The following is a 26,215-nucleotide window of genomic DNA, read 5'->3' on the forward strand; positions in this document are numbered from 1 at the left end:
CGCATCCTCGGGGGGCTTTCTTTTATACGTCCATGATAATTGGTAAAATCATGGGGCTTCTTTTTGTTTTCTGCCAGAGGAAATTTTTCAGTGTATCTTTAATGACACCCTTAATATAATTCCAACTGGTTATATTCTTTTCTTCGCAATCCAGTAATGCTTCCAGCACCACTTTTTTCGCTTCATCCATCAGGTCCTCCGCTACACGAACGTATACAAAACCTCTGGAAATAATATCGGGCCCAGCAACAATGGTACCACTCTCCCGATCCAAGGTGACAACTACCACCATCAAACCGTCCTGAGATAAGTGCTTTCTGTCTCGCAATACAATGTTACCAACATCACCAACACCCAGCCCATCTACCATAACACGACCGGCAGGTACTGTACCGTTAACCTTGGCCTCATTGCGTGTCACTTCCAACACTTCACCCAATTTCATAATGAAGATGTTATTTTTATCTAAGCCCATGGAAAGCGCTAAATCCTTATGGCATGAAAGATGCATAAATTCACCATGCACAGGCATAAAGAATTTGGGTTTTGTTAACGCAAGCATCAACTTAAGCTCCTCTTGTCTCGCATGACCGGAAACGTGGATTTCTTCCATATCTCCGTAAATTACATTTGCGCCCTTCTTCAAAAGCTCATTTATAACACGGGTAACATTCTTTTCATTACCGGGTATTGCCGATGCACTGATGATAATTTTATCTTCAGGCTTCACGTTTACCTGCTTATGCTCATTCATCGCAATTCTGGTGAGGGCAGACATGGTTTCACCCTGACTGCCGGTGGTGATAATCACAAGCTGTTCATCTTTATAGTTTTTAATTTCGCCAATATCAATCAGTGTGCGAGGGGGAATGGCCAAATATTCTAACTCGGAAGCAGTTTTCACTGCATTGACCATACTTCTGCCGATAATGGCAACCTTACGTCCATACATATAAGCAGCGTTTACCACCTGCTGTATTCGATGGATGTTGGACGAGAATGTTGCAACCATAATGCGGTTTTTGGGAGTATCCTCAAAAATTTTCTCAAAAACCTTACCAACGTTCTTTTCAGACATAGTGAAGCCTTTTCTTTCCGCATTGGTACTATCACTCATTAACAGAAGAACGCCTTCTTTTCCTAACTCTCCAAAACGCTGTAGGTCAATAATTTCCCCATCAATGGGTGTATAATCCACCTTGAAATCTCCCGTGTGCACAACCGTTCCGATGGGTGTATGAATTGCCAGCGCCACGGAATCAGCAATGGAGTGATTGGTGTGGATGAATTCCACATTAAACTGACCCAAATTCACCCGCTCTCTTGGAACAACGGTATGCAAAACAGTTTTATCCAGCATTTTGTGTTCTCTTAGTTTGTTTTCCAACAGCCCTAAGGTTAATAGCGTACCAAATACAGGTACATTCAGCTGTTTCAGAATATAAGGTAATGCACCAATATGATCCTCATGACCATGGGTCAGTACAATACCCCTTACTTTGTCTATGTTTTTGATCAGATAAGTTACATCGGGGATAACCAAGTCAATTCCCAGCATGTCATCCTCAGGGAATGCCAGACCACAGTCAATGACCATAATATCATTACCATATTCAAGCATGGTCATATTTTTCCCGATTTCTTCTAACCCACCCAATGCGGCAATCTTAAGCTTTGCCTTGGGTTTTGGTTTTCTTCCTGCCAAAAAACACACCTCCTTTTCATTTCATTTTCCGTTTTCCTTATTTCTTAATTATGCCGCAAAAAAGCGGAGTTTAAACCGCAAAAACAAAACCCTATACAAATAAAAAGCTTTTAATTTGTATTTTGGGTATACATAAAAAGGGCAGTCACCAGCATTTTTTTGAAAGCATCTCTCTCGCTACACGCTTTCTCCCTAGAGGCTCTGCCAAATCCTATGTAGATTGTTCTCTTTCTTTTCACGCACATGATGATTCGGCAGTAAGCCTTTCATCTATCGTAAACGCAAATTTCGTAGCGTCTTAGATCAAATTGTTATATAATTTTTTTTGCAGTGCCATTTTAATCAGCATAAAGCTGCCATTAAAATAAACTGCATTTCTCCTAAACCCCTGTCCAAATAAACGGAGTTTACCAATAAAGCTCCCATATATATTATTTATTGTATGCTGCTCATATAGTAAGGGGAGAAAATCACCTTTTTCATCAAGCTTTTACTAACATAAAAGGCATTACTTATAAGCATTCCTCCTGAAAAAGGAATGCATGTAAAGTTTTGTTAAAAAAATACCTATTGAAAAGTATCATTCTTTCATATAAAAGGAGCTTTCACAAGAGATAGGTCTGGAAATCCTGATTCCAATCACACTCTCCCTGCTTCACGCAAAATTAACTCACTTGTTCTTTATTATACAACATCAACTTAGTCAATTTCCACTTCGTAGTCGTCGCCCTTTTGTGCGAATAGGTCTGCCACACGGTCAAATTCTGCATCATCCTCAACCATTTCGTAGGTAACATCATCTGTATTAATTGAAGTTTCCTTCAAAATCAGGGCTTCTGCCTCATCATCATCAATCAATTCCGTTTCAACAACCAGTAAATAACGCTCGCCACCACAAGCTACATTATCGATAATAGAAAACTCAACTTCAGAACCATCTTCAGCGGTCATTGTCACGGTTTCAAACTCATATTCATTTACTTCTTCAAAAATATCTGCCATTTAATCTAGCTCCTTTACATTCCGTCTGCCACAGGCTTATCCTCTGTTTCTGCTATCCAAATAGCCTTGAAGGATATGCACAGCAGCCATCTTATCAATCACACTTTTTCGCTTCTCATGGCTTAGCGCCGCCTCACGCAACGCCCGCTCAGCGGCAATGGTACTAAAGCGTTCATCCCATAAAACAAGTTCTATATTGGGAAAACGTCTCTCAATGCGCTCTGCAAAAGCCTTGGTCTTAATACAGCGTTCTCCTTCGGAGTTATCCAAGTTTTTGGGATAGCCCATAACAATAACCTCAGGCTGATACTCCTCTGCCAATTCTGACAAACGCTTTAAGCTCTTCTTATATTCGCCAGGGTTATCCCTACGGATAATTTCCACACCCTGCGCTGTCCACCCCAAGGGATCACTCACCGCAACCCCAATGGTTTTATCGCCATAATCTAATCCTAAAATTCGCAAATAGGTTCCTCTTTCTTATTCATTACGATTCATGTAGTCCTTTACCAATTCTTCCAGCAGTTCATCTCGCTCCAATTTACGAATCATTACACGGGCATTCATATAGCTGGTGATATAGGTAGGATCTCCGGATAAAATATATCCGACAATCTGATTTACGGGGTTATATCCTTTTTCCTTCAAAGCCGTACTAACAGCGATGAGGATCTTTTTTGCTTCATTCTCGGGTTCTTTTTCTACTCTACCAAAATATTGTGTTTCGTTGATATTACTCATACTTCTCACTCCCCACCCACTTGATCCATTCGCTCTTCTTATTATCTTACTTCATCATAATATAAACCAAAGCGGATTGCAACTATATTATCTTTACAGAATAATTACAAAATTGCCTCGCCAAAAGCATTTTCTCCTTGCACTTGAACAATTTTTGTGAAAACCAGCCGATTGGATAAGTCTACATCGCTATTTGTCAGCACCTTCATGTAATTTGAAGTATGCCCTTCATAGATTCCCGCTTCTACAGATCTTTCATACAGAACCTCCACGGTTTTGTCAACATACTTACTTAGAAATTCCCCACTCATTTTATCGCTTAAAGCGAGCAATTGATGGCTTCTATCTGTTTTTATGTTACTTGGCAGCTGATCTTTTCTTTCTGCCGCCGGAGTTCCATTCTTGGGTGAATAAGGAAATACATGAATTTTCGCAAAGCAGATTTCCTCTGCAAAAGCATAGGAAGCCTTGAAATCTTCTTCTGTTTCTCCGGGGAAACCCACAATGATATCCGTGGTTAATGCCACATCAGGCAAATACTTTCTTAAAAGCGTTGCCGCTTCACGGTATTTTTGCGTATCATACTTACGGTTCATTTCTTTCAGAGTTCTGTCGCACCCACTTTGCAAGGAAAGATGAAAGTGATGGCACACCTTTGGCAGCTCTGCCATGGTTTTTGCAAACTCTTCCGTCACCACATTGGGCTCAATAGAGCTAAAGCGAATACGGCGAATGCCCTCAACTTCGTGAACCTTTCGTAAAATTCCCAGAAGGTTCGTATCAGTCCTATCCTTCCCATAGCTCGCCACATGAATTCCTGCCAAGACAATTTCTTGGAATCCATTTTCTGCCAAACGAGCAACCTCATCCACAACATCTTTGGGCTCACGACTGCGGATTGGCCCACGTGCGTAAGGAATAATGCAGTATGAACAATATTGACTGCATCCATCCTGAATTTTTAAATATGCCCGGGTACGATTTGCGAGTTTTTGAATAGAAAGGGGCTCAAACACCCGCTCCTTCATAATATCAGTCACATAGTTTTCCACGCCGTTTTGAGGTTGATACTGTTCCACCATTTCCACAATCTGCCCGCGGTCTTTGGTTCCAATAACCAAATTTACACCTTCAACAGACATAATCTCCTCAGGTGCTGTCTGGGCATAGCATCCCACCACAGCAACCACAGCATTTTCATTCTGCCGTTTTACCTTACGTATCAATTGTCTTGATTTTTTATCCCCAAAATTGGTAACCGTGCAGGTATTAATTACATATACATCTGCCGCTTCATCTATACCTACAATTTCATAACCCTTTTCGGCAAACAGCTCAGCAATGGCTTCGCTTTCGTATTGGTTTACCTTGCACCCAAGGGCATAACTTGCTGCTCTTTTCATGTTTCTCTCCGTTCCTTCTCGGTTTCAAAGCCCAGTCAACTCTCGAATGGCTTTGACTACCCCACCTTTATTGTTACTCCCCGCCTGAAAACGGGCGAATTTTTTCACACCGCTGGATGCACCTTCCATGGCATAGCTGTAATAAGCCTGTTTTAGCATCTCAACATCATTATACTGATCCCCAAAAACTACGGTTTCTTGCGGGGTTATGTTCCACATTTTTTGCAAAGCCGCAACTGCCGTTCCTTTTGTAACATCCCTTAACCCTGTGTCTAAACAAGCATCGCCGGAAATCACAAGATTTAAACTGTTATCCAGTTTTGGGCGTAATCTTTCATAGCAGTTTTCTGCACTTTTTCCTCCATGAGAAATCATGGATACTTTAAAAATGTCATCTTTCACTTGGAATAAATCCTCTGCCAGCCTCATTTCATAATGAAATAAGGGTGATGACAAATAATCCAAAAGCTCAGGGCTTCTGGTATAACTGCAATATTTTGCACAAAGCAAAGGTTCTACATCTTTGAGCATAAATATATTCTCCAAACAGTGAGCCACTTCGTGTTTTGCCATGGGCTCAACCACAAGCTCTTTTCCATCATCCACCACAAAGGCACCATTTTCTGCAATTACAACAACATCATTTATATGCTCATGAAAATGCTTTTTCAGGCTTGGGTATTGCCTGCCACTGGCAACTACAAAGCGAATCCCCTTTTCCTTTAGCCTAGGCAAAATATTATAGATTTCTGAATCAATACTCTTTTCATCATTGAGCAGTGTGCCATCCATATCCGAAACAATTAATTTAATCATTTTATTCCCTCTTACACTTTGCTTATTTTAAAAAAAATGGGAAGTATCTTTAATGCAATATTCACATCCTTACCTGAAAGCCAAACCAAATATTTGCGTAATTGATCCCACTTCTGGCGTTTTAACAATACTTGTGAACAAATTTCTTCCATCTCTCCTAATTTTTCGATAATTTCATCCTTTTCATGCTTTGATAAGGCTTCCATAAATCCAATTTCCAAACGCAATTGCGTAAAATCAACATCCATAATGATGTCATTTTGCTCCTGCCTCAAATAATATTCCAACAAACCTTCGTTTTTATAACCGTTCTGACGAAAGCCTTCCAGTCGTTCCAGCATTTTCCTTACATTTTCACGATATGCCTCCGCCTGCAATGCAGTTTTTTCGTAGGGTTGAATCACCCTAAGCTCATCACAAAAGCCCTCTATGATTTCCCCATAAGTACTCATCAAATAGCGGAATAAAACAGACATTTTCTCCTCATCATACGAGTAGGCATCCCAAGTTTCAAGACTGCGGTCAATATCTTCATCCAGCTTGCGACAAAAATCTTTTTCATCCATAAAGACCCCATCCTTTCCAGAACTATATCCACCCTCGTATTCTCCTGTATTTTTTCAGTATATCATAAATCGAAACGTCTTTGCAAGGCTTCCCATAAAAGGAAAAGAGCCTTTCCCAAAGGAAAAACTCTCAATTTTTTTCAAAGGGTGTCGAATTAACGACACCCAAAACGCTTTCTGTTTTCTTAAACCTCATCATCCTCAATAATTACAACCATACCGCCTAAACGTCTGTTTAGCTCGCTTCTGGAAATTTTAATGATGTTAGGGGTAACACCGTCTGCTTGGGCTTCAATGAAATAAGGTTCCTCATTGTCACAATCGTTTTCATCAAGCCAACCACCGAAGAAGGACAAAATTGAACGCATAATTTCAACGCTATGACCCCAATAATCCAAGTCAAGGAAAATCATACGATTTTTCTCTCCATTTTTGGAAAATTTTCGGCTTTTGTAAACCATTGTAAAAAGTCGTCTTTCCTCGCCCTTGTATGTGAAATAAACTGCCATTTCATTGCTTTCGCCGAAACGATTTTCATAGCGGTTTATTTTTGCACTGGGGTCGAAATATTTTAAAACAAACTGATAAAGCTGTTCCAGTTCTATTTCTTTTGTAATATATCCATGAGTTTTTGCTGTCATAGATGGCGCTCCTTTCTAGGCTCTCTCGTGTCAAAAAATAGTTTGTGTGCGAAATATCTCTTTATGATTGCATTATACAGTAACAAAACAGCTCTGACAAGAGCAATACCGCAGAATCATTAGAAAAAAATCAAGGTCATTTTTAGGCACTTTTTTATCCATATATTACAATAAAATACCAAATATATGGATGCGAATGACGTTTTTGTCCTCTATGTTTTTCCCCATGCTATTATATGCAAATTTTATAATTTTTCTAGTATTTTTTCCACCAGCTCACTGCAACGCTTTGCTGCCATGATGCTGAATTTTTCAAAGGAAATCGTAGCTTCTTCGCCTGCACCATCGGAAATGGCACGAACAATCAAAAATGGAATGCGATTTAACCAACATGCATGGGCAATGGCCGCACCTTCCATCTCCGCACATGTCCCTTGCACATTCTTACGGATGGTCGCCTTACCTTCCTTTGTACAAATAAATTGATCACCACTGGCAATACGCCCAGTGATAACCCGATAGCCATCGGCAATTTCCGCTGCCGAAGCTTGCGCCAAGCGAATCAATTCCTCGTCAGCCTTAAAATAGCTCTCTGCCATACGAGGAATCATCCCAATTGGGTCTCCTAAGGCTGATGTATCCATATCATGCTGTACCGCATCGGTGGAAATCACGATATCTCCGATTTTCAATTCCTCAACCAGTGCTCCCGCAACACCCAGCACCAGAATATAATCCACACCAAATAAATCAATCATGGCTTGGGTGCAAATAGCCGCATTCACCTTGCCAATTCCGCTTCTTACCAAAACGATATTATTCCCTTTATATCTGCCAATAAAAAAAGACAGGCCAACAACATTTTTTGTCGTAACAATTTCGATTTTCTCTTTTAAACAAAGAATTTCTTCCTCCATTGCCCCAATAATTCCAATGGTTTTCATTTTTGTCATCTCCACTCTGTGTAATGTTTGTTGGACGGTTACATCTTCGCCCAATTATCTGTATTTTAATCATAGCACAATACCCTGCTGTTTTACAAGAGAACATATTTCTCCTTGTCCTCCATTGCAAAACTCTCTCATCTTTTGTATACTATTAGGAAAGTTTATAAAAAGGAAGGGTTCTATGCAACCGGTAATCGGCATTACTCCAGACTATGATAGCAGCATCAATAGATATAAAATACACCAAGATTATATTTCCGCCATTTCTTCCGCTGGTGCTCTCCCAATTTTGTTGTTTCCCCATGCTGAAATTCCGCCCTTTCTTGACGGAATTGTATTCAGCGGCGGAGGTGACATTGATCCATTGCTGTTCCAAGAGGAGCCCTTGGCACAAAGCGGCGAAATTTCCCCATTGAGGGATGAATATGAAATTTCTTTGTGCCGTGAAGCCGTGGACAAAAACATTCCTATATTAGGAATTTGCCGTGGCATGCAGGTGATTAATATTGCCTTGGGCGGAACAATTTACCAGGATATTTCCGTTCAAACGGGCAGTAAACTAAAGCATAGTCAGCAGGCACCCCGTGAATATGGAACCCATAGTATTCTCATTGAAAATGACTCTCTGCTTTCTACCTTGTTGGGTAAGGAAAAAGTTACGGTAAATTCCTTCCATCATCAGGCAGTTGCTCTTTTGGGTGACGGACTGCGTGTTTCGGCAAAAAGTCTCGACGGCCTAATCGAAGCCATTGAGCATACTCAGAATCTCTTTGTCTTAGGGGTCCAGTGGCATCCCGAAGCAATGGGCACAAAAGAACAAAAGAAGCTTTTTTCTGCTTTTTTAACTGCCGCAGAAAAATTTAAGGAAACAGGAGGTAACAATGGGAAAATTGCAAGGAATTCTTAGCTTTGAAGCTTTGATGGAAACCGGTGCCGCCGTTGGTATAAAAATTCTTGAAGTCGGAGGAACCTTACTCCTCTGTTGGATTATCATCCGTATCGTCAATCGTGTAACGCAAAAGTTCTTCCAAAAGCAAACACAAAAACAACGTTTGGCTATGTCTGAGAGAAAGGCAAACACGTTGAATACAATTACTTCCAGCGTGTTGAAATATGTGGTCTACTTTATTGGATTGTTCACAATTTTGAATTTGCTGGGAGTAGACCCCAAATCCTTATTGGTTATTGCAAGTGCCGGTTCTGTTGCCATCGGCTTGGGCGCACAGAGCGTTGTCACTGATATGCTAGAGGGATTTTTCATTTTTTTTGAAGACCACTTTGCTGTTGGCGATGTGGTTACCATTCAAAATATCACAGGTACCGTAGAGAGTGTCACCTTACGCTATACAACAATAAGGGATGCTCAGGGAAAAGTTCACATCATTCCCAATGGTTCCGTTGGTATTGTAACAAATATGTCCAGTGAATTTATCAATGCAATCGTAAATGTAGGTGTGGCATACGAAGAGAATATTGACCATGTATTATTGATTCTTCAGGATGAAATGAAGAAAACCTCAGATATGGAGAGCATTTTGGAAACACCTGTTATCCTCGGTGTAGTTGGCTTGGATGAATCCGCCGTTACCATTCGTATTGTTGCAAAATGCATGGTAAAAACCAATTTCGCCGTGGAAGTAGAACTGCGCAGACGTATCAAAAACCGTTTCGATCAAGAGGGAATTGAAATTCCTTTTCCACAGCGTATCGTTCATATTGTAAAAGAAAAGGAGGAGGCATAAATATGGTTTTTTCAGTTGGAGATATTGTGCAGATGAAGAAGACCCACCCCTGCGGCTCCAGCCAGTGGGAAATTCTTCGTGTAGGCATTGATTTTCGTATTAAGTGCTGCGGCTGTGGCCATATGGTTATGCTGCCTAGAGTAAAGTTTGAAAAGAATGTGAAAAAAATTGTATCCGAAAGCAAGGAAGAAAAATAATTTTTGGTTAAACATATAACAAAAAGCCTTTCCAAGCACCCGCAGCATCATTTGGGGCGTTAATGGAAAGGCTTTTTTTACAAGGTTCCTACAAATTTCTTAAATAATTAGTACCATTTTTCAAAACAATTGCTATTCTTTAAATATAATTGTAAAATTTTAGATATTGCCTTGTCCTATGAGGTATTATTGACTATTAAAAAATCAAGAGGTGGGGTAAACATTGAAAAGATTTATTAAATCTTTATTTATTATTCTTGGGTTATATTTAGCATGTGATGCATTCATTTTGTCACTGGTAATTAGTTTTAATATCGGTGTTATAGCAACATTTATGGTGGGTGCTGTCTATTTCATCTATGGTTTTTATTATGAAGGGATTCAACTTCTTTCAAAAAAAGGCGTTGTTAAGTGGCTAAAAAATTTATTCTTAATAGGTAATACAATTATGATTTCGGCTATTCTATTTATTGCTGTCTTTGGTCAAATAGACACTGCAACTTATAAAGAGGATGCTGTCATTGTTCTTGGCGCAGGACTGAATGGGGATAAGATTACACTACCCCTTTATTATAGACTGGAAAAAAGCATAGAGTATTTCAATGCAAATCCAAACGCAATGATCGTTGTATCTGGTGGACAAGGCCGCAACGAAACCATAACGGAAGCCCTGGCAATGGAAAGATACTTGCTTTCAAAAGGAATTCCCGAAAATAAGATAATAAAGGAAGATAATTCTACAAGCACCTATGAAAACTTTCTTTTATCCAAAAAGCTATTAGATACTCATTTTAAAAACGAATACAAGTCAGTTTTTATAACAAATGATTTTCATCTATTTAGAGCAAACGAGTTATCTAAAATTGTAGGAATCAATAGTAACTATCTGCATGCAAAAATACAATGGTATATCGCTCCTGTAAACTATATACGGGAGGTCTTAGCCCTTATAAAACTTATAATACTAAGACAGTAGCTGAACCAACATTAAAAAATGTTGGTACGTTTTTTCTTTGATTGGAAGGCTAAAACTTACCACGGAGGGAACTATGAAAAAATTAAAAATAGTTTTTGTTTGCGTTGTAATTGCAATTATTGGCCTATTTTATTACTTTTCGATAGACTATCAACGGATAAGAGGGTTTTATAAATTTCCTGAAAATAGCGTACAGGCTATGTCTATGAACGGGGTTGCATGGCAGAAAAAGAGAACTATACCCAGATTGATCCTTCTGATTATGAAACATTATTGCAGATTGTATCCCAGATTCAATATATGAATCCAAACATAGATCCACCCTCAATCAAGTACACTGTTTATGGCGGCGGTGGCTATGAATTTGATATAGTTTCTGAAAATGCAGTAACAACTTTCGGCATCAGCTGCAATGAATTAGAACCTAACATTCGTAGAGTCACCCTTTCTGACGGAAGAATAGAACGGTATATATCTGCCTATGTAAACAATGACCTTTATCAGGAATATAAAAGTCTTGCAAAGAAATATATGAAAGAATCTAAGAATTCTGAAATCCAATCATGATCCCCTCTCTCACAAAGTGCCTGATTCTCTAAAAAAATTATTTATTCAATCCAGTGGGAGAATTGTAATAAAAAGTCTCTTCTCTTGATGATAAGATGGAGAATTCTCTTTTCATGACTCATAATTATCCCCTTACCATTTTGTAAACGACATTTATAAAAGCATCATACTCCAACCATAAACACAAAAACGGCAGAGAGTGCCTTTTCAAAATACTGAAAACTGCGTTCCCTGCCTAACATTTATCATATCAAAAACAAAACTTTTCAATGTTTCTTTTGTGATAACTTAAAAACCTTATAACAATTATTTCTTTCTCATGGCATTCAAAATTGCTAATACTGCCACACCAACATCCGCAAAAACTGCCATCCACATGGTTGCCATACCAACAGCACTCAATACCAAAACCAATGCTTTGATACCTAATGCAAAGGCAATGTTTTGTCTTACGATAACCCGTGTGTTTTTTGCAATACGAATACCCACAGATAATTTTCCAATATCATCATCCATCAGTACCACATCCGCCGCCTCAATGGCCGCATCCGAACCAATGCCTCCCATGGCAACACCCAAATCCGCTCCTGCCAATACGGGAGCATCATTAATGCCATCCCCAACAAAGGCAACCTTTCCGCCTGTTTCTTTCCCTTTGATTTCATCTAAAATACGAACCTTATCCTCGGGCAACAGTTCTGCATAGAATTGATCAATCCCCAATTCTTTCGCCATAACCTGAGCATTTTCTTTCCTATCCCCAGTGAGCATCGTCATGGTGTGCACACCCATGCTCCGTAGTGAAGACAATGCCTCCTTGCAGTTATCCTTAAGGGTATCGGCCACCACGATATAACCCATATACATTCCATCTTTAGCAACATAAACCACAGATCCAACACCCTGGTAAGGCTTGAAGGAAATTTTCTCTCGCTCCATTAATCGGTGATTTCCCAATAAGACCTGTTCTCCATTTAAGCTGTAAGAGACACCAAAGCCACCCAACTCCTTATAATCCACTGCCGAATCCGCAGAGATTTCCTTTGTCTTTTTATACTCCTGAACAATTGCTTCTGCAATGGGATGATTACTGTTGGCCTCACCCAAAGCTGCCAAATACATAAGTTCCTCTTTTTCTTGCCCTTCTATTTCTACTACAGAAAATTTACCTTTGGTTAAGGTGCCAGTCTTATCAAAAACAAGCTGAGATACATGACAAAGGGTATCCAAGTCCCCTCCACCTTTTACTAAAATGCCATTCTTGGAGGATGCACCAATGCCGGCAAAATAGCTTAATGGTACCGAGAGCACTAAAGCACATGGGCAAGATACTACCAAGAAAATCAAAGCACGCCCAAACCACATCTGGAATTCACCAAAGCCCAATACCGGAGGTAGTACCGCCAAAGCCACAGCCAAACCAACTACAACAGGGGTATAAACCCTTGCAAAGCGTGTAATAAAACGTTCTGTTTTGGATTTTTTTCCTGAGGCATTTTCAACCATTTCCAAAATCTTCATAACCGTGGAATCTTTAAACGGTCTTGTTACTTCTACCTTCAAATTACCGTCCAAATTAATGCAACCGCTTAAAACATCACTGCCTGGTTCTACCCCTCTGGGTAAAGCTTCCCCTGTCAAAGCCGCTGTATCTAAATTGGCATGGCCTTCCTTAACCCTGCCATCCAGAGGAATTCTTTCCCCCGCCTTCACCAAGATAATATCACCAATTTGTACCTCTTCGGGATGTACTCGTTTGACTCCGCTTTCCGTAATAACTTCCGCTGAATCCGGGCGAATATCTAATAGCGCAGTGATAGATTTTCTGGATCTGCGTACTGCATAATCCTGAAAAGCCTCACCAATCTGATAAAACATCATAACAAATACCGCTTCCGGCATTTCTCCAATGGCAATGGCACCTACGGTAGAGATAGACATTAAAAAATTTTCATCAAAAACTTGACCTCTTGCGATGTTTTTAATGGCTCTTAGCAAAACATCATAGCCAAAAATCCCATAAGAAATCAAAAATAAAGGAACGGTCCAAGTGGTCTCACTCATGAAGAATGCTGCTAAAAACAAAATACCTCCCAGACCAAAACGAATCAGAAGTTTTTTCCCTTCTCCTTCTTCTCCGTTACCATGGTCGTGTCCGTGGTCATCCTCAAGCGCATGACTATCTTCATGTTCGCGGCTACCTTCATGGCAATGGGAACAGGAACAACCGGCAGTCTCTACAGCTCTACTGTTTTCCATGGCTACCACCACATCAGGTTCAAATTTATGTACAATTTTCTCAATTTTCTGCAAAACACCCAGTTCTTCGGTCCCCTCAGATAGAGAAACCTCCATCGTTTGCTTTACTAGGTTAATTTCCGCTTGACGGGTTTCACTCAGAGCATTCACCGCTGTTTCAATCTTACCTGCACAGTTGGCACAGGTTAATCCTTTTAAATATACTTTCACACCAAAACACCTCCATAAATGTTCATATGATTATTTGTTCATATATTATTTTTTAAAATAGGCTGTCAAAATATCTCTTTTAACAGCCTTATTCCTTACTCAGTATAACCACGTTTATGCTGAATATGAGTCATGCCTTGCTCTAAAATTGTTTGAACATGTTCATCATCCAAAGAATAGAAAACCGTCTTTCCTTCTTTGCGGTATTTCACCAACAGATTTTGACGCAATACTCGCAATTGATGGCTCACAGCAGACTGGGACATTTCTAAACAATCAGCCAATTCTCCAACATTTTTTTCTCCGGCTAAAAGGCTTTGCAATAATCTGATTCTTGTAACATCCCCAAAAACCTTAAAAAACTCTGCAACATCTCGTAAATAATCCTGCTCTATTTCATCAAGTACATGAATATCGCCAGGCGTAATGGTATCATGTTTCATAGAACCACCTCAATTCATTTGAATGATTGAATAACTATTCATATATTATCACGAGCAACTATTTCTGTCAACGGTAATTTCAACTTTCTTGAAATTCAATTAGTTGAATAAAACCTCTTACAGCGTGTGGCAGAGTTACATTCTTTAAATGAACCATGCCAATATTGCGTTTTGGCAATGGCGGCGTAATGGGTATTTCAAAAAGACGTTTCTCCTTTAGCGCTTCTTCTGTAAACTCTTTAATAACATAGGTCAGTCCTAAATTAATTTGGGCAAAGCTGATCAACAAATCACTGCTGCCCAGTTCCAAAATGGGGTTTAAAATGACTCCGTTTTCCTCGGCATAACGGTCTATATATTTTCTGGAATTGCTCAAATCCTCCAAAAGCAGCAACGGGTAGCCGGGCAAATCCTTAAGTTCCAGCCCAACCTCAGACAGGCGCTTGTACCGCTCTCCACCAACCAGAATATCATGAATTTCAATGCAAGGACTTATCTCCAAATCTCCATCATCGTTGATGGGTAGATTGATAAAGCATACATCCACGCTTCCGTTTTTCAATAAACGTAAGGACTCATAAGTTGTTTTATTTGTCACTTTAATATTGATATCAGGATAAAGCTTATGATATTTTTCCAAATAGGGCAGCAAAAAATTTGCAATGACTGTATCACTGGCACCAATTTTCAACTCCCCCATCTCCATATTTACCATTTGAAAATATTTTTCTTCTGCGGCGTGAATCAACCCCAAAGCCTGCTCCAAATAAGTATATAGAAGCTTTCCTTCCGCAGTGGGATACACCCCTTTTGCCGTACGAATCAAAAGAGGGCTTCCCATGCGATCCTCCAATTGACGAATTGCCATACTCACCGCTGGTTGAGAAATATAAAGCTCTCTCGCAGCAGCAGACATATTCCCGCTACGCACTACAGCACAAAAAATACGGTACAAATCCAACGAAATATCAACCTTCATGCAAAACACCCCTTTCATCGTTTATTATACTTGAAACAGGTTGTACAATAGAAAGCACCCTTATACGAATAATGGTGCGGCAAATACTATTTTCCGTTATTTCCTAAGCTTTCACACCCAAATTCAAAAACAATATAATTACATTTTCATTATTTACCTTTGCACAAGTTCCCTATATGATACAAACTTCCTTAATTATACAAAAAATTCAGGCTCAGCCCTTCTTTCGTAAAGCTCCTCCAGCTCTTCCTTGTGATAAATAAAGCCCCCATCATCAAAATACTTTGCTCCTGTGGGACATTTTTTCACACAGGCACAGCACTTCATACAAATCCCAGGAATAAGAGAATAATCATCCCTTGAAATAGCACCCATAGGACAGACCTCTGCACAAATTCCGCAATTACAGCAACTCTCGCCGGTAACAGGCTTCACCTTACGGATATCGATTGCACCTTCATGCCTATCCCGAGGAGTAAAATAGGGGCGGATAGGTTCTTCCCCTTTTACATATGCCGGTTGGCTATATACCCAGCCCTGTTTTATTTTCTCTCCGATTTTTTCACCAAACTCGGTCAGCAAAGCGTGGTCTTTTTCATCCGGTCTGCCTGCACCGAGCTTGCGGGAAAAGGAGTGTTCACTCACAAATGCCCCACCTGCAACCGTTTGAAATCCTCTATCCTCCATGATATTGCGTAGCTCCATTAACGCATCATCATAATCTCTATTTCCAAAGGATACAACAGGAACACCAATTGCACCTGTACCCTTTATTTTTTCCTTTAAATAGGGCAACAAAAGATTAGGAACCCGTCCTGCAATAACAGGGGTTCCCAAAACCACCAAGTCGCCTTCTCCAAACACAACCTCATTTTCTCTGCCCTGTGGTAGTGTAAAATCATAAGTATCATATGCCGCACAGAGTGCTTTTGCTGCTACTTGTGCAACAGTTGTTGCTACCTTTTCCGTCCCCCCTGTAGGACTAAAAAATACTGCCCATACCTTTTTAATCTCCATCTGCTGCGGATGCTTTCGTTTGATGCACCCTTCCTCCCTTCCTAAACCTCTTCTTTTATGATACTCTATCCCAATTTATTTTTCAATAAAGAAAAAGAAGAGCTTCTCAATCATTTCTGATTGAAAAACTCCTCCAAACAACTATTTCGTAACGTTAGTATCGTGGAACTTTTCAAGGCTGTTATAAACCTTATCCACATATTCAACCTTTTGTGCAGCAATCATTTCTGCAAATCTTGCATCGCTATATTCCGCCTGCTTCTGATTTACAAATGCGGTTTCTGCCATTTTCTTTACCTCACTGTCCTCAGGCACTGTAACCTTATTCACACGCACAACAAAGTAATTATTATCCATCTTAACTGGTTCGCCAACCTGGCCTACTTCCGGTACAGTTTCCATGGCAAAGGAAGACAAAAACTGGGCTTTATACACAGACATTTTGCCACCATCCGCCTCCTTTTTTGCATTTTCATCTACATCGTATTCTTTAAACAAGCTGTTGAAGTCCTCACCGGCTCTCGCCTTCTTTACGACCTCATTTGCTTTATCCAAATCGTTTAAAACAATGGTGTCAATCTCCAGTGTGGTATAGTCATCCTTCATCTGTGCCTTGTTCTGCTCATAGTATTGCGCCTTTTCTCCATCATCAACCTCGCATTCAGCCGCTAAGGCTTGATATACCATGGAATATAAATAGGAACCTTCCATAAATGGAGTCAATTTTTTAGCATCGATTCCCATTTTCTGAATATCCTCTGCCGGCACATTTGTAACAAACTGCTCTGACGCCTTAGCCGCCGCTTCTTTTTGCTCCTTCGTTAAGGCAATTTTATTTTCCTCTGCATACTTCATTGCGGCAATGACACTTTGTAAGGTGTTCAGTGTGCGCTCTGCCACCAATTCATCCGCCGTCTGTCCATCAAAATCCATAGTCCAAATATCGTCACCGCCTACAGCAGTAAAGCTCTTTGTGGTTGTATATAAATATACCATATATTCTGATTTCATGATTTCTCTGCCGTCAACCTTCATGACAACCTCATCATTAAATTTGCTGGTTTTTCCAGTATCTGCACTACAGGCAGAAAGGGCCATTACACCAGCAGCCAACAGACAAAGAAGTCCTTTTTTCTTCATGCTTCATCCCTCTTTCTTCTCTTTTTTAAAATATTTCAGGAAGTATTTTTCATTTGTATAATAATCAAAAATACCTACTCAAAAAAGTAAAATCTATTTAAAAATGTCTCCATGAATATTCTTTTGCTTCCCTTATTACGTCATTGATAACGCCCTTCACTCTGGCTATTATCCTCTACCCCGAGGGACTTAGACACACTGGTCAAAGCAGAAATATATAAATCATACAAATCTTAATCATTCAGAAAACACCTAATGTTTCTATTATACACATTCCTTTATAAAATGACTATCCCTTAATTGCATTTAATAAGAATTTAATTTCCTCTAACACTTTATTTTCCTTATCCTTGGGTAGTTTTAAAGTTAGATAAGGATTGGCTCCCGCTGTAAATAAATATTTCCCCCGTCCCTCTGAAATGATTTTTGTAAGCTTCATTGGGTCAGTACTTCCATCAGCACGGAACTCAAAAAGAATGCTTTCACGTTTTTGTACAATTGAAGAAATTCCAAGCTCCCTTGCCTCTCCCTTTAACAGCACAATCTCCAAAAGAGTCTGTACACTTTTGGGTAAATCCCCATAGCGATCTTCCATTTCCTCTTGAATGTCAAAATATTCCTCTCGGGTTCTGACAATGGCAATTTTCTTATATAGTTCCATGCGCTGTTCTTGGTTTTTGATATAAAAATCAGGAATGTAAGCGCTGATATTCAGATCCACCGTGGTCTCAATTTCCTTCGTCTTTGGTTCCTCGCCCTTTAGCTGTTGTACTTCTTCTTCTAACAACCGGCAATACATATCATACCCGACGGATTCCATATGCCCATGCTGTTCCGCACCCAAAAGATTTCCAGCACCACGAATTTCCAAATCTCGCATGGCAATTTTAAAGCCTGAGCCAAACTCCGTAAACTCACGTATGGTTTGCAAGCGCTTTTCAGCCACCTCTCGCAGCATTTTATCACGGCGATACAACAAATAGGCATAGGCAATGCGGTTGCTTCGCCCCACACGCCCCCTCAGCTGATAGAGCTGAGACAGTCCCATTCGGTCGGCGTCCTGAATGATAATGGTGTTGGCATTGGAAATATCCATACCTGTTTCAATGATGGTTGTACATACCAATACATCCGTCTCACCGCTGATAAAGTCCTCCATAATGCCTTCCAATTCCCGTTCAGACATTTGCCCATGGGCAAAGGCAATATTGGCCTCAGGTATCATTTTTTGCAGTCGAAAGGCCTCCTCGCTGATAGAATCCACCCTATTATATAAATAATAAACCTGGCCACCTCTTGCCACCTCCCGATGAATTGCCTCCCGTACAAACTCAGGATTACTTTCCATAACATAAGTCTGCACAGGCCTTCTTTCCTGAGGAGGTTCCTCCAAAAGGCTCATATCTCGTATTCCCGAAAGGCTCATGTGAAGGGTTCGGGGAATGGGTGTAGCAGATAAGGTGAGCACATCCACATTTTCCCTTAGACGCTTCAGCTTTTCTTTGTGTGAGACGCCAAAGCGCTGTTCCTCATCCACAATAATCAATCCCAAATCCTTAAATGCTACATCCTTTGATAAGATACGATGGGTTCCAATTACAATATCGGCATACCCTCGCTCCAAGTTTTTCAAGCTTTCCTTTTGCTGTTTCGGTGTTCTGAAACGGGAAAGCAATTCAATTGTGACAGGGTAACCGGACATGCGTTGTATAAATGTATTATAATGTTGTTGCGCCAAAATCGTTGTGGGTACCAGAAAAGCCACCTGCTTTCCGTCCTGTACCGCTTTGAAGGCGGCACGAATGGCAACCTCTGTTTTTCCATACCCTACATCACCGCAGATCAGGCGATCCATAACCTTGCCGCTCTCCATATCATGCTTCACATCTTCAATGGCATTTAGCTGATCTTCTGTTTCCGCATAAGGAAAGGCTTCCTCAAACTCCCTTTGCCACACGGTATCAGGTCCATAATCGTACCCCTTTGCCGCCGCTCGTTTTGCATAAAGGGCAACCAAATCCTCCGCCAATATTTTAATCGCTGCTCGGGTTTTTGCCTTCGCCTTTATCCAATCCTGTCCCCCTAGCTTGTTCAGCTTGGGAGCCCCACCGCCGCTACCAATATATTTTTGTACCATGTCCATCTGATTCACAGGTACAAATAGATTTCCACCATCTCGGTAGGAAATTTTCATATAGTCCTTTTGAACACCCTCAACGGAGATTTTTTCCAATCCACAAAAAATTCCGATTCCGTGATTGTCGTGTACCACAAAATCTCCCATCTTTAAATCCGTAAAGCTTTCTATCGCAGCGCCATTTTTTCGTTTATTTTTTTTCTGCTTCTTTTCTCCCCCGCCAAACAGCTCACTATCGGAGAACACCATAAGGTTGATAAATTCATAGCAAAATCCCTTAGATAGACTTCCCTTGGCAACCCAAACAGCACCCTTGGGAATTGGCGCTTCTAGACTTTCCATATAAACCGCTGGAATCCCCATTTCCGAAAGCTCTTTTGCCATACGTTGGGCTCTTGATCCTGTTCCCGCCAAAACAATACTGCGGTACTCATTTTTTCTCAAGTATTCTAATTCCTCGCAAAATAAATCAACTCTTTTGCTGAAGGATGGCGTAGAACGCACAGCAAAATTTACCTTTGCCTTTGGTTCAAAATCTGCCGTCCTCTGGTTAAGTCCAGCAAGCAAAATGCGGCCAAAATTCTCCCCTTGCCTCAAAATATCCATGTAATCGAATAATAATTTTGCCTGCCCCGGAAGCAAATACCCTTGAGCAATCCGTCCTTTCATGCTTTCCCCATATTCCTCCATAATTGCATTCATATGCTCTCTAATGCGCTCAGGCTCATCAAAACAAAGGAGGGTGTCCTCTGGTATATAGTCCAAAAGACTAACGGTATCCTCATAAAAATAGGGAATATAGGAACCGATATTGGAAAGGTTCTTTTCAAGGCGCAAACGCTCCCCATCCTCACCAATATTTTCTTTTAAACGTTCTGCCTCTTCAATCAGGCCTTTCTTCATCATGCTTTGCAGGGATTTTGAAAATTCTTTGCTCATTTTATTTGCAGCCTGCTCTGCCATATCTTCATCATAAACCAATTCTCTCATTGGGAAAATATGAGTTTCTTCCAATTTGTCTATGGAACGCTGGCTGGAAGCATCCATCAAGCGGATAGAATCTATCTCATCATCCCAAAATTCTATTCGCACCGCATCATCAGAGGTTAACGAAAAAATATCCAGAATACCCCCACGCAAAGCAAACTGCCCTGCACTTTCCACAAGCTCAGCCCGTTCATAACCCAAACAAATCAGTTGCTTTGTCAGCTTATTGATATCAACAATATCACCATTTTTCAAAGTAAGTATAAATTGGGAGAATATCTCTTTTTTGGGGTATCGATCTAGCAATGCCTCCATGGAGGCAACAATAATTGGTCTTTCTCCTGATAAAAGTCTCTCCACTGCGCCAAAACGCTGGCGATTCATCTCCATACTATGCACATCAGCACTGTAAAAAAGGATATCCTTCGCTGGATAGTAGATTGGGTTTTTATAAAAAAATGACATGTCAGAAAGAATTTCTCTGGCTCGTAATTCGCTATAAGTCAAAATCAGTAAAGGCTTTTGACTATGCTCCATGATGGAATATAAAAAATGGGATTTTTCCACATCAATAACCCCTGTTGCAAACACAGGGGTGTGATTTTTCTGTATAGCTTCTAATACTTTTTGATAACCTTCCAGCTCCAATAAAGGCTCCGTTAGTGTTTTCATTCCTCCACCTCACCCTGAGGTTCTTTTTCCGTTTTCACCTCAGCTGTCTTTTTCGGTTTCTCCTTTTGGGGCGGTTTCGGCTTTTGATTCATTTGATTCATGGCATCCATAATGCCTCGGGTCAAAATCAGCTCCACAGCCTTTACCCCTTTATCAGCTCCCTGGGCAATCATGGGCAAATCATTTTTATCAAACTTCGCCAAAACATAATCTGCCAAATCCCACCCGTTGGGTTTCTCGCCAATGCCTACCTTGATACGCCAAAACATATCTGTCCCCATTTGTGCAATGATATTACGAATACCGTTATGCCCGCCGTGGCTGCCTTTCTCGCGAATGCGCACATTGCCAACTGGCAAACTGGTATCATCATAGATTACTAGGAAATGATCTTGCGGTATTTTATAAAAATTAACAATCTCACGTACACTTTCTCCGCTTAGATTCATAAAGGTTTGTGGCTTTACCAGAAGCACTCTGCTTCCTTCAATCATTCCATCGCCAATCAATGCCTTATGTTTAAATTTATCAATCTCTATATTATATTTCTTTCCCAGCCGGTCTACCACATCAAACCCAATATTGTGCTTGGTTCCCTCATATTTGGGCCCGGGATTGCCTAAACCCACAATGACAAAAAACTCTTGTCCTTTATCGCTTTTCTTAAATTTATCAAAAAGTCCCATTGTTATCCTCCTGCCATTACACAGATAAAAGCCCTAATTTTTTAGAATTAGAGCTTGTGAATCAGATGTATTTTATTATCACAAAAATCCGCAAAAAACAGATGCATGTTTGAAATAGCGGTCCATTTACAATCTCTTTTTCAAGAATATTTTACAATTATACCATAGCCATATTCTTAATAACAATGGTTTTGCTGAAAAAAATGAAGCTGTTCTTCTTCTTCGCTGTGAAGGAATTATTTCATAGGTTTATCTTAGACGGATTCTAAAATTTCTATACAAAAAGACGGATACTTTCGTATCCGCCTCATCATTTAAAATTAAAGATTATTTTACTTCGTTTACCAATTCTGCGCCAGCCAAGAAAGCCTTTGCGTTACCGCATGTTACTTCTGCCATGGAAGTCAAAGCTTCTTCTGTTAAGAATGCCAAGTGACCGGAAATAACAACCTTATCACTAGCAAGCAATCTTGCCAAAGTTGCATCCTTGTCTGCCTTGTCACTTCTGTCTTCGAAGAAGTATTCATGCTCAACTTCACAAACGTCCATACCAACGCCACGGAATTTGCCAGCTTCAACTGCATCAGCCAAAGCAACAGAATCAACCAAACCACCACGAGCAACGTTAACCAAGATTACGCCGTCTTTCATTTTAGCGATTGCTTCTGCATTAACCATATGACGAGTTGCAGGCATCAGAGGGCAGTGAAGAGAAATTACGTCGGAACGAGCGTAAAGTTCATCCAATGTAACATATTCCAAACCAAGGTTAGGGTTAGGGAATGCATCATAAGCAATGATGTTCATGCCGAAACCTTTTAAAATATTAATCATGCACTGGCCGATTTTGCCGGTACCAACAACACCTGCTGTTCTACCAACCAAAGCAACGCCGTCCAAACCATTGATGTCAAAGTTGAACTTTGTGGATCTTTCATAAGCCAAATGTGTTTTTCTGTTTACAGCCATCAACAAAGCAGCGCCTTGTTCCGCAACTGATTCAGGGGAGTACGCAGGTACTCTAAGTACAGGCAAACCGCATTCTTTTGCAGCAGCCAAATCAACACTATCAAAACCTGCACAACGTAATAACAGAACCTTAATACCCAAATCTTTCAATTTATGTACAGCCTCTGCAGGTACTTCATCGTTAACGAAAGAACATGTAGCGTCATGACCTGCTGCCAAGTGAGCTGTTGCAGGTGTCAATCTTTCATTAAAGAAAGTAACTTCATAGCCATATTTTTCAGCCACAGGACCGAAAGAGTCTTTCCAATAAGACTTGGTGTCAAAAAAAGCAATTTTCATATTAAAACTCCTCCTAAAATTATATATATATTGGTAAAATTAGTTGGGAAACAAAGTCGTTTCTCTAAAAAAAATAGAGAACTCGCCTATTTGTCTTACTTTTAACAATATAATCTATTTATTCAGGTTTGTCAACCAACATTTCACAAAATTGTCAGTTTGACCAATCCATGACTGACCTCCTCAAATAAAGTAATGAGAAAACGTCCCTTTTTTCCAATTATTTTGGAGACATAAACCGATTCCTGTATGTTTATAGTAAATATAGATAAAAAAACTACCAAACGCATGCAATTACAAAGACTATACTCCAACATTTTTCGTTTGAAAATGGAAGTCAGTTGGTTCATCTGGTGTGTTTTCCTCTCCCTATTATAGATTGCAAACCAGGGTATATAAAAATATTTCTTATGCAATATTACCTATTGATATTATTTTTTTTGAACAACCATTTAATGGCTAAATAGCAACCGCTCTTGACACCTACAAAACAAATTTTCTCAGACGAATATAAAGAAAAAAACTCCTGCTTCTATTATTATAGAATCAGGAGTTTTAAGTTTAGACTGATTGTTTCAAATCTTAGTCAAATAATTGAGAAATAGAGCTGCCCTCATGAATGCATTTTAATGCATTTGCAAAGATATCGGCAACAGATACAACCGTAATTTTATTTGTCTTCTTTTCTTCAGGCAAAGCAATAGTATCAAGAACCAACAGCTCATTAATTGCTGAATCTTGAATACGCTTGATTGCAGGTCCACTTAATACTGCATGGGTACAGCAAGCGTCAACCTCAACTGCGCCTCTTTCTTTCAACGCATTTGCAGCATTTGCAATGGTTCCTGCGGTATCGATCATATCATCAATCAAAATTACTTTTTTGCCCTTCACATCGCCAATGATATTCATAATTTCACTGACATTTGCCTTTGGTCTGCGCTTATCAATAATTGCAATTGGAATATTTAATGTTTCGGCAAATTTTCTTGTTCTGGTCACGCTGCCAAGGTCAGGGGAAACGGCAACAAAATTTTGTAAGTCATCACCGTATTTGTTGATATAATAATTTGTAAGCAATGGACTTCCTACTAAGTTATCTACAGGGATATCAAAGAAGCCTTGGATCTGTGCACAATGCAAATCCATTGTCAAAACACGGTTTGCACCTGCTGAAGTCAAAATATTCGCTACCAATTTTGCACTGATAGGATCTCTTGCTCTAGCTTTACGATCCTGTCTTGCATAGCCATAATATGGCATTACTGCCGTAATTCTTGCGGCAGAAGCACGCTTCATCGCATCAATCATAATCAGCAATTCCATCAAATTGTCATTTACAGGAGCTGAGGTAGACTGAATAATATAAACATCCGCACCACGAATCGTCTCGTTGATTTTCACGGAAATTTCACCGTCACTAAATTGCTCAACTTCTGCATTTCCCAGTGTCATACCCATTTTTTCTGCGATTTCCTCTGCAAGCACGCGGTTGGAATTGCACGCAAAAATCTTGATGTTGCCACCATTAGAATTAATCATTTCAATATCCCCCTAATAATCTTTTGCATTTTATGGTTTGTGGCTGAACAAAGCCCATCGCTTATATGTTACACCCTTCTTGTGTCAATTTCAACTGTATTTCACCGTATTTCATCATTTTTACGATTCTTTTTTCATTTTCTTCTTTTTCCAGCCCTCAATCACCTGTTGTCTTGCTCTTGCTACAGCAAGCACATCCTCGGGAACATCCTTGGTAATGGTGGATCCTGCGGCAATATATGCCCCGGCCTTTACCGTTACCGGTGCAACCAAATTTACGTTGCAGCCAACAAAAACATTGTCCTCCACAACCGTGCGGTGTTTTTTCTCTCCATCATAGTTTACCATGATGCTGCCACATCCAAAGTTCACCTTTTTCCCTGCGTCGGTATCACCAATATAAGCCAAATGAGGAATCTTTGTGCCATCTCCCACCGTCGAGTTCTTCACTTCCACAAAATCGCCAACTTTTACGTTCTGGCCAATTTTACAGTTGGGGCGGATATAGGCAAAGGGACCTACAGTAGTATTATCCCCAATTTCCGATTCTATGCCCGTTGAAGTTTGGAATGCAACGCCGTTTCCAAGGAACATATCCGTCAAACGTGAGTTGGGACCGATTTTGCAGTCCTCACCTATCTCCGTCTTCCCTTCCAACACACAACCCGGCAAAATCACCGTATCCATTCCGATTTTCACCTGGGAATCAATATAAGTATTTTGAGGATCCACAATGGTAACGCCATTTTCCATATGAAAGTGGTTGATTCTCTCTTGCATAATTTTTGTGGCCTCAGCCAATTGCACTCTGGAATTAACGCCGAAAAATTCTTTATCATCCTCAGCTGTAACGGCGCCAACCTTCCCACCGGCTTTCAAAATCAACTCCAGACAATCTGGGAGATAGTATTCCCCTTGTACATTATGATTATCCAGTCTTGCCAATGAGGAAATCAAATCAGCACCTTTAAAAATATAAATTCCCGTGTTTATCTCTTTTATACAACGCTCTTGATGGGAAGCATCCTTATGCTCAACAATTTTCAAAAAGTCCCCCCCGGCATCACGTATAATGCGACCATAGCCTTCGGGGTTTTCAAGCACAGCAGATACCACCGTTGCTCCAAAATTCTGTTGGCGATGCTTCTCCACCAACTTCTCCAAGGTTTTACCTTGAATTAATGGTGTATCTCCATAAAGAATCAGAATATCCTGATCCGCCTCAAGAAAGCTTCCTGCCATCTTCACCGCATGACCCGTTCCTTTTTGTTTCGCTTGCAAGGCAAATACCACGCCGTCCTTTTGAATGGCTGCTTTTACTTCATCTGCTTTATGTCCCACAACAACACAAACCTTCTCGGCACCGCAACCCTTTGCCGTATCTATTACATAATCAATCATTGGTTTATTCAAAACTTCATGCAGCACCTTTGGTTTTTTAGACCTCATGCGAGTGCCTTCTCCTGCCGCCAAAATAACAGCCTTCAAATTTTTCATAGGAATCTCCTTTCTCACGGCTTCTGTCCATAAGC

General features: G+C 40.2%; 24 protein-coding genes. 5 read left to right on the forward strand and 19 right to left on the reverse strand.

The features are described 5' to 3' along the window. Positions 1-22: 22 nt before the first annotated feature. The 9 genes from CPRO_RS12915 to CPRO_RS12955 form a co-directional block, all read right to left on the reverse strand. Positions 23-1,705, reverse strand: a complete 1,683-nt coding sequence (locus CPRO_RS12915) for a ribonuclease J (protein WP_066052650.1) — start codon at positions 1,703-1,705, stop codon at positions 23-25. A 699-nt stretch (positions 1,706-2,404) separates the two neighbouring features. Next, on the reverse strand, positions 2,405-2,707 hold the full coding sequence (locus tag CPRO_RS12920) for a DUF1292 domain-containing protein (RefSeq protein WP_082754366.1): 303 nt from the start codon (positions 2,705-2,707) through the stop codon (positions 2,405-2,407). A 36-nt stretch (positions 2,708-2,743) separates the two neighbouring features. Then, positions 2,744-3,172 (reverse strand): Holliday junction resolvase RuvX, encoded by a 429-nt coding sequence (ruvX, locus tag CPRO_RS12925; RefSeq protein ID WP_066052656.1) that lies wholly within the window; start codon positions 3,170-3,172, stop codon positions 2,744-2,746. A 15-nt stretch (positions 3,173-3,187) separates the two neighbouring features. Beyond that, positions 3,188-3,448, reverse strand: a complete 261-nt coding sequence (locus CPRO_RS12930) for an IreB family regulatory phosphoprotein (RefSeq protein ID WP_066052659.1) — start codon at positions 3,446-3,448, stop codon at positions 3,188-3,190. Positions 3,449-3,552: 104 nt separating this feature from the next. Then, complete coding sequence (mtaB, locus tag CPRO_RS12935; protein ID WP_066052664.1) at positions 3,553-4,851, reverse strand: tRNA (N(6)-L-threonylcarbamoyladenosine(37)-C(2))-methylthiotransferase MtaB; 1,299 nt, start codon at positions 4,849-4,851, stop codon at positions 3,553-3,555. Between the two features lie 24 nt (positions 4,852-4,875). Continuing rightward, positions 4,876-5,667: an HAD family hydrolase gene (locus CPRO_RS12940; protein ID WP_066052667.1), complete on the reverse strand. Its 792-nt coding sequence runs from the start codon at positions 5,665-5,667 to the stop codon at positions 4,876-4,878. An 11-nt stretch (positions 5,668-5,678) separates the two neighbouring features. Continuing rightward, positions 5,679-6,233, reverse strand: a complete 555-nt coding sequence (locus CPRO_RS12945) for a hypothetical protein (RefSeq protein WP_066052670.1) — start codon at positions 6,231-6,233, stop codon at positions 5,679-5,681. Positions 6,234-6,418: 185 nt separating this feature from the next. Further along, on the reverse strand, positions 6,419-6,874 hold the full coding sequence (locus CPRO_RS12950) for a hypothetical protein (protein ID WP_066052674.1): 456 nt from the start codon (positions 6,872-6,874) through the stop codon (positions 6,419-6,421). 245 nt (positions 6,875-7,119) lie between these two features. Then, entirely contained in the window at positions 7,120-7,818 is a 699-nt protein-coding gene (locus tag CPRO_RS12955) for a 5'-methylthioadenosine/adenosylhomocysteine nucleosidase (protein ID WP_066052679.1), read from the reverse strand. A gap of 184 nt (positions 7,819-8,002) precedes the next feature. Here CPRO_RS12955 and CPRO_RS12960 point away from each other — a divergent pair, with 184 nt between their 5' ends. From CPRO_RS12960 to CPRO_RS12980, 5 genes are all read left to right on the forward strand, one after another. Beyond that, positions 8,003-8,728 (forward strand): gamma-glutamyl-gamma-aminobutyrate hydrolase family protein, encoded by a 726-nt coding sequence (locus CPRO_RS12960; protein ID WP_066052681.1) that lies wholly within the window; start codon positions 8,003-8,005, stop codon positions 8,726-8,728. Next, the gene (locus tag CPRO_RS12965) at positions 8,703-9,563 is read left to right on the forward strand and encodes a mechanosensitive ion channel family protein (RefSeq protein ID WP_066052686.1); all 861 of its coding nucleotides are present in this window, start codon (positions 8,703-8,705) and stop codon (positions 9,561-9,563) included. The genes CPRO_RS12960 and CPRO_RS12965 overlap by 26 nt, the downstream gene beginning before the upstream one ends. A 2-nt stretch (positions 9,564-9,565) precedes the next feature. After that, a complete protein-coding gene (locus CPRO_RS12970; RefSeq protein WP_066052689.1) occupies positions 9,566-9,760 on the forward strand; it encodes a DUF951 domain-containing protein in 195 nt (64 codons plus the stop codon). A gap of 223 nt (positions 9,761-9,983) precedes the next feature. Then, positions 9,984-10,736: a YdcF family protein gene (locus CPRO_RS12975; RefSeq protein ID WP_066052692.1), complete on the forward strand. Its 753-nt coding sequence runs from the start codon at positions 9,984-9,986 to the stop codon at positions 10,734-10,736. Positions 10,737-10,955: 219 nt separating this feature from the next. Continuing rightward, positions 10,956-11,303, forward strand: a complete 348-nt coding sequence (locus CPRO_RS12980) for a hypothetical protein (RefSeq protein WP_066052694.1) — start codon at positions 10,956-10,958, stop codon at positions 11,301-11,303. Positions 11,304-11,609: 306 nt separating this feature from the next. Here the strand turns inward: CPRO_RS12980 and CPRO_RS12985 are convergent, their stop codons facing one another. The 10 genes from CPRO_RS12985 to glmU form a co-directional block, all read right to left on the reverse strand. After that, positions 11,610-13,772: a heavy metal translocating P-type ATPase gene (locus CPRO_RS12985; protein WP_066052697.1), complete on the reverse strand. Its 2,163-nt coding sequence runs from the start codon at positions 13,770-13,772 to the stop codon at positions 11,610-11,612. A gap of 95 nt (positions 13,773-13,867) precedes the next feature. Further along, positions 13,868-14,215, reverse strand: coding sequence for an ArsR/SmtB family transcription factor (locus CPRO_RS12990; protein ID WP_066052699.1), 348 nt, complete (start codon positions 14,213-14,215; stop codon positions 13,868-13,870). A 79-nt stretch (positions 14,216-14,294) separates the two neighbouring features. Next, entirely contained in the window at positions 14,295-15,194 is a 900-nt protein-coding gene (locus CPRO_RS12995) for a LysR family transcriptional regulator (RefSeq protein WP_066052701.1), read from the reverse strand. Positions 15,195-15,389: 195 nt separating this feature from the next. Continuing rightward, positions 15,390-16,211: a 4Fe-4S binding protein gene (locus CPRO_RS13000; RefSeq protein WP_066052704.1), complete on the reverse strand. Its 822-nt coding sequence runs from the start codon at positions 16,209-16,211 to the stop codon at positions 15,390-15,392. Positions 16,212-16,352: 141 nt separating this feature from the next. Continuing rightward, the gene (locus tag CPRO_RS13005; protein ID WP_066052708.1) at positions 16,353-17,351 is read right to left on the reverse strand and encodes a peptidyl-prolyl cis-trans isomerase; all 999 of its coding nucleotides are present in this window, start codon (positions 17,349-17,351) and stop codon (positions 16,353-16,355) included. A 289-nt stretch (positions 17,352-17,640) separates the two neighbouring features. After that, positions 17,641-21,147 (reverse strand): transcription-repair coupling factor, encoded by a 3,507-nt coding sequence (gene mfd / locus CPRO_RS13010; protein ID WP_066052711.1) that lies wholly within the window; start codon positions 21,145-21,147, stop codon positions 17,641-17,643. Further along, on the reverse strand, positions 21,144-21,833 hold the full coding sequence (pth, locus tag CPRO_RS13015; protein WP_066052713.1) for an aminoacyl-tRNA hydrolase: 690 nt from the start codon (positions 21,831-21,833) through the stop codon (positions 21,144-21,146). The genes mfd and pth overlap by 4 nt, the downstream gene beginning before the upstream one ends. A 327-nt stretch (positions 21,834-22,160) precedes the next feature. Beyond that, entirely contained in the window at positions 22,161-23,141 is a 981-nt protein-coding gene (locus CPRO_RS13020) for a 2-hydroxyacid dehydrogenase (protein WP_066052717.1), read from the reverse strand. A gap of 582 nt (positions 23,142-23,723) precedes the next feature. Then, on the reverse strand, positions 23,724-24,683 hold the full coding sequence (locus CPRO_RS13025) for a ribose-phosphate diphosphokinase (RefSeq protein ID WP_200777661.1): 960 nt from the start codon (positions 24,681-24,683) through the stop codon (positions 23,724-23,726). A gap of 120 nt (positions 24,684-24,803) precedes the next feature. Beyond that, the gene (glmU, locus tag CPRO_RS13030; RefSeq protein ID WP_066052720.1) at positions 24,804-26,180 is read right to left on the reverse strand and encodes a bifunctional UDP-N-acetylglucosamine diphosphorylase/glucosamine-1-phosphate N-acetyltransferase GlmU; all 1,377 of its coding nucleotides are present in this window, start codon (positions 26,178-26,180) and stop codon (positions 24,804-24,806) included. Positions 26,181-26,215: the final 35 nt, after the last annotated feature.

The sequence above is a fragment of the Anaerotignum propionicum DSM 1682 genome (assembly GCF_001561955.1).
GTDB lineage: Bacteria > Bacillota > Clostridia > Lachnospirales > Anaerotignaceae > Chakrabartyella > Chakrabartyella propionicum.

Bases quoted from the DNA above. Each gene is read 5' to 3' on its own strand.
- CPRO_RS12920 (WP_082754366.1), bottom strand. From the start codon at position 2,707: ATGGCAGATATTTTTGAAGAAGTAAATGAATATGAGTTTGAAACCGTG.
- CPRO_RS12930 (WP_066052659.1), bottom strand. From the start codon at position 3,448: ATGAGTAATATCAACGAAACACAATATTTTGGTAGAGTAGAAAAAGAA.
- mtaB (WP_066052664.1), bottom strand. From the start codon at position 4,851: ATGAAAAGAGCAGCAAGTTATGCCCTTGGGTGCAAGGTAAACCAATAC.
- CPRO_RS12940 (WP_066052667.1), bottom strand. From the start codon at position 5,667: ATGATTAAATTAATTGTTTCGGATATGGATGGCACACTGCTCAATGAT.
- CPRO_RS12945 (WP_066052670.1), bottom strand. From the start codon at position 6,233: ATGGATGAAAAAGATTTTTGTCGCAAGCTGGATGAAGATATTGACCGC.
- CPRO_RS12950 (WP_066052674.1), bottom strand. From the start codon at position 6,874: ATGACAGCAAAAACTCATGGATATATTACAAAAGAAATAGAACTGGAA.
- CPRO_RS12955 (WP_066052679.1), bottom strand. From the start codon at position 7,818: ATGAAAACCATTGGAATTATTGGGGCAATGGAGGAAGAAATTCTTTGT.
- CPRO_RS12960 (WP_066052681.1), top strand. From the start codon at position 8,003: ATGCAACCGGTAATCGGCATTACTCCAGACTATGATAGCAGCATCAAT.
- CPRO_RS12965 (WP_066052686.1), top strand. From the start codon at position 8,703: ATGGGAAAATTGCAAGGAATTCTTAGCTTTGAAGCTTTGATGGAAACC.
- CPRO_RS12970 (WP_066052689.1), top strand. From the start codon at position 9,566: ATGGTTTTTTCAGTTGGAGATATTGTGCAGATGAAGAAGACCCACCCC.
- CPRO_RS12980 (WP_066052694.1), top strand. From the start codon at position 10,956: ATGGCAGAAAAAGAGAACTATACCCAGATTGATCCTTCTGATTATGAA.
- CPRO_RS12990 (WP_066052699.1), bottom strand. From the start codon at position 14,215: ATGAAACATGATACCATTACGCCTGGCGATATTCATGTACTTGATGAA.
- CPRO_RS12995 (WP_066052701.1), bottom strand. From the start codon at position 15,194: ATGAAGGTTGATATTTCGTTGGATTTGTACCGTATTTTTTGTGCTGTA.
- CPRO_RS13000 (WP_066052704.1), bottom strand. From the start codon at position 16,211: ATGGAGATTAAAAAGGTATGGGCAGTATTTTTTAGTCCTACAGGGGGG.
- CPRO_RS13005 (WP_066052708.1), bottom strand. From the start codon at position 17,351: ATGAAGAAAAAAGGACTTCTTTGTCTGTTGGCTGCTGGTGTAATGGCC.
- mfd (WP_066052711.1), bottom strand. From the start codon at position 21,147: ATGAAAACACTAACGGAGCCTTTATTGGAGCTGGAAGGTTATCAAAAA.
- pth (WP_066052713.1), bottom strand. From the start codon at position 21,833: ATGGGACTTTTTGATAAATTTAAGAAAAGCGATAAAGGACAAGAGTTT.
- CPRO_RS13020 (WP_066052717.1), bottom strand. From the start codon at position 23,141: ATGAAAATTGCTTTTTTTGACACCAAGTCTTATTGGAAAGACTCTTTC.
- CPRO_RS13025 (WP_200777661.1), bottom strand. From the start codon at position 24,683: ATGATTAATTCTAATGGTGGCAACATCAAGATTTTTGCGTGCAATTCC.
- glmU (WP_066052720.1), bottom strand. From the start codon at position 26,180: ATGAAAAATTTGAAGGCTGTTATTTTGGCGGCAGGAGAAGGCACTCGC.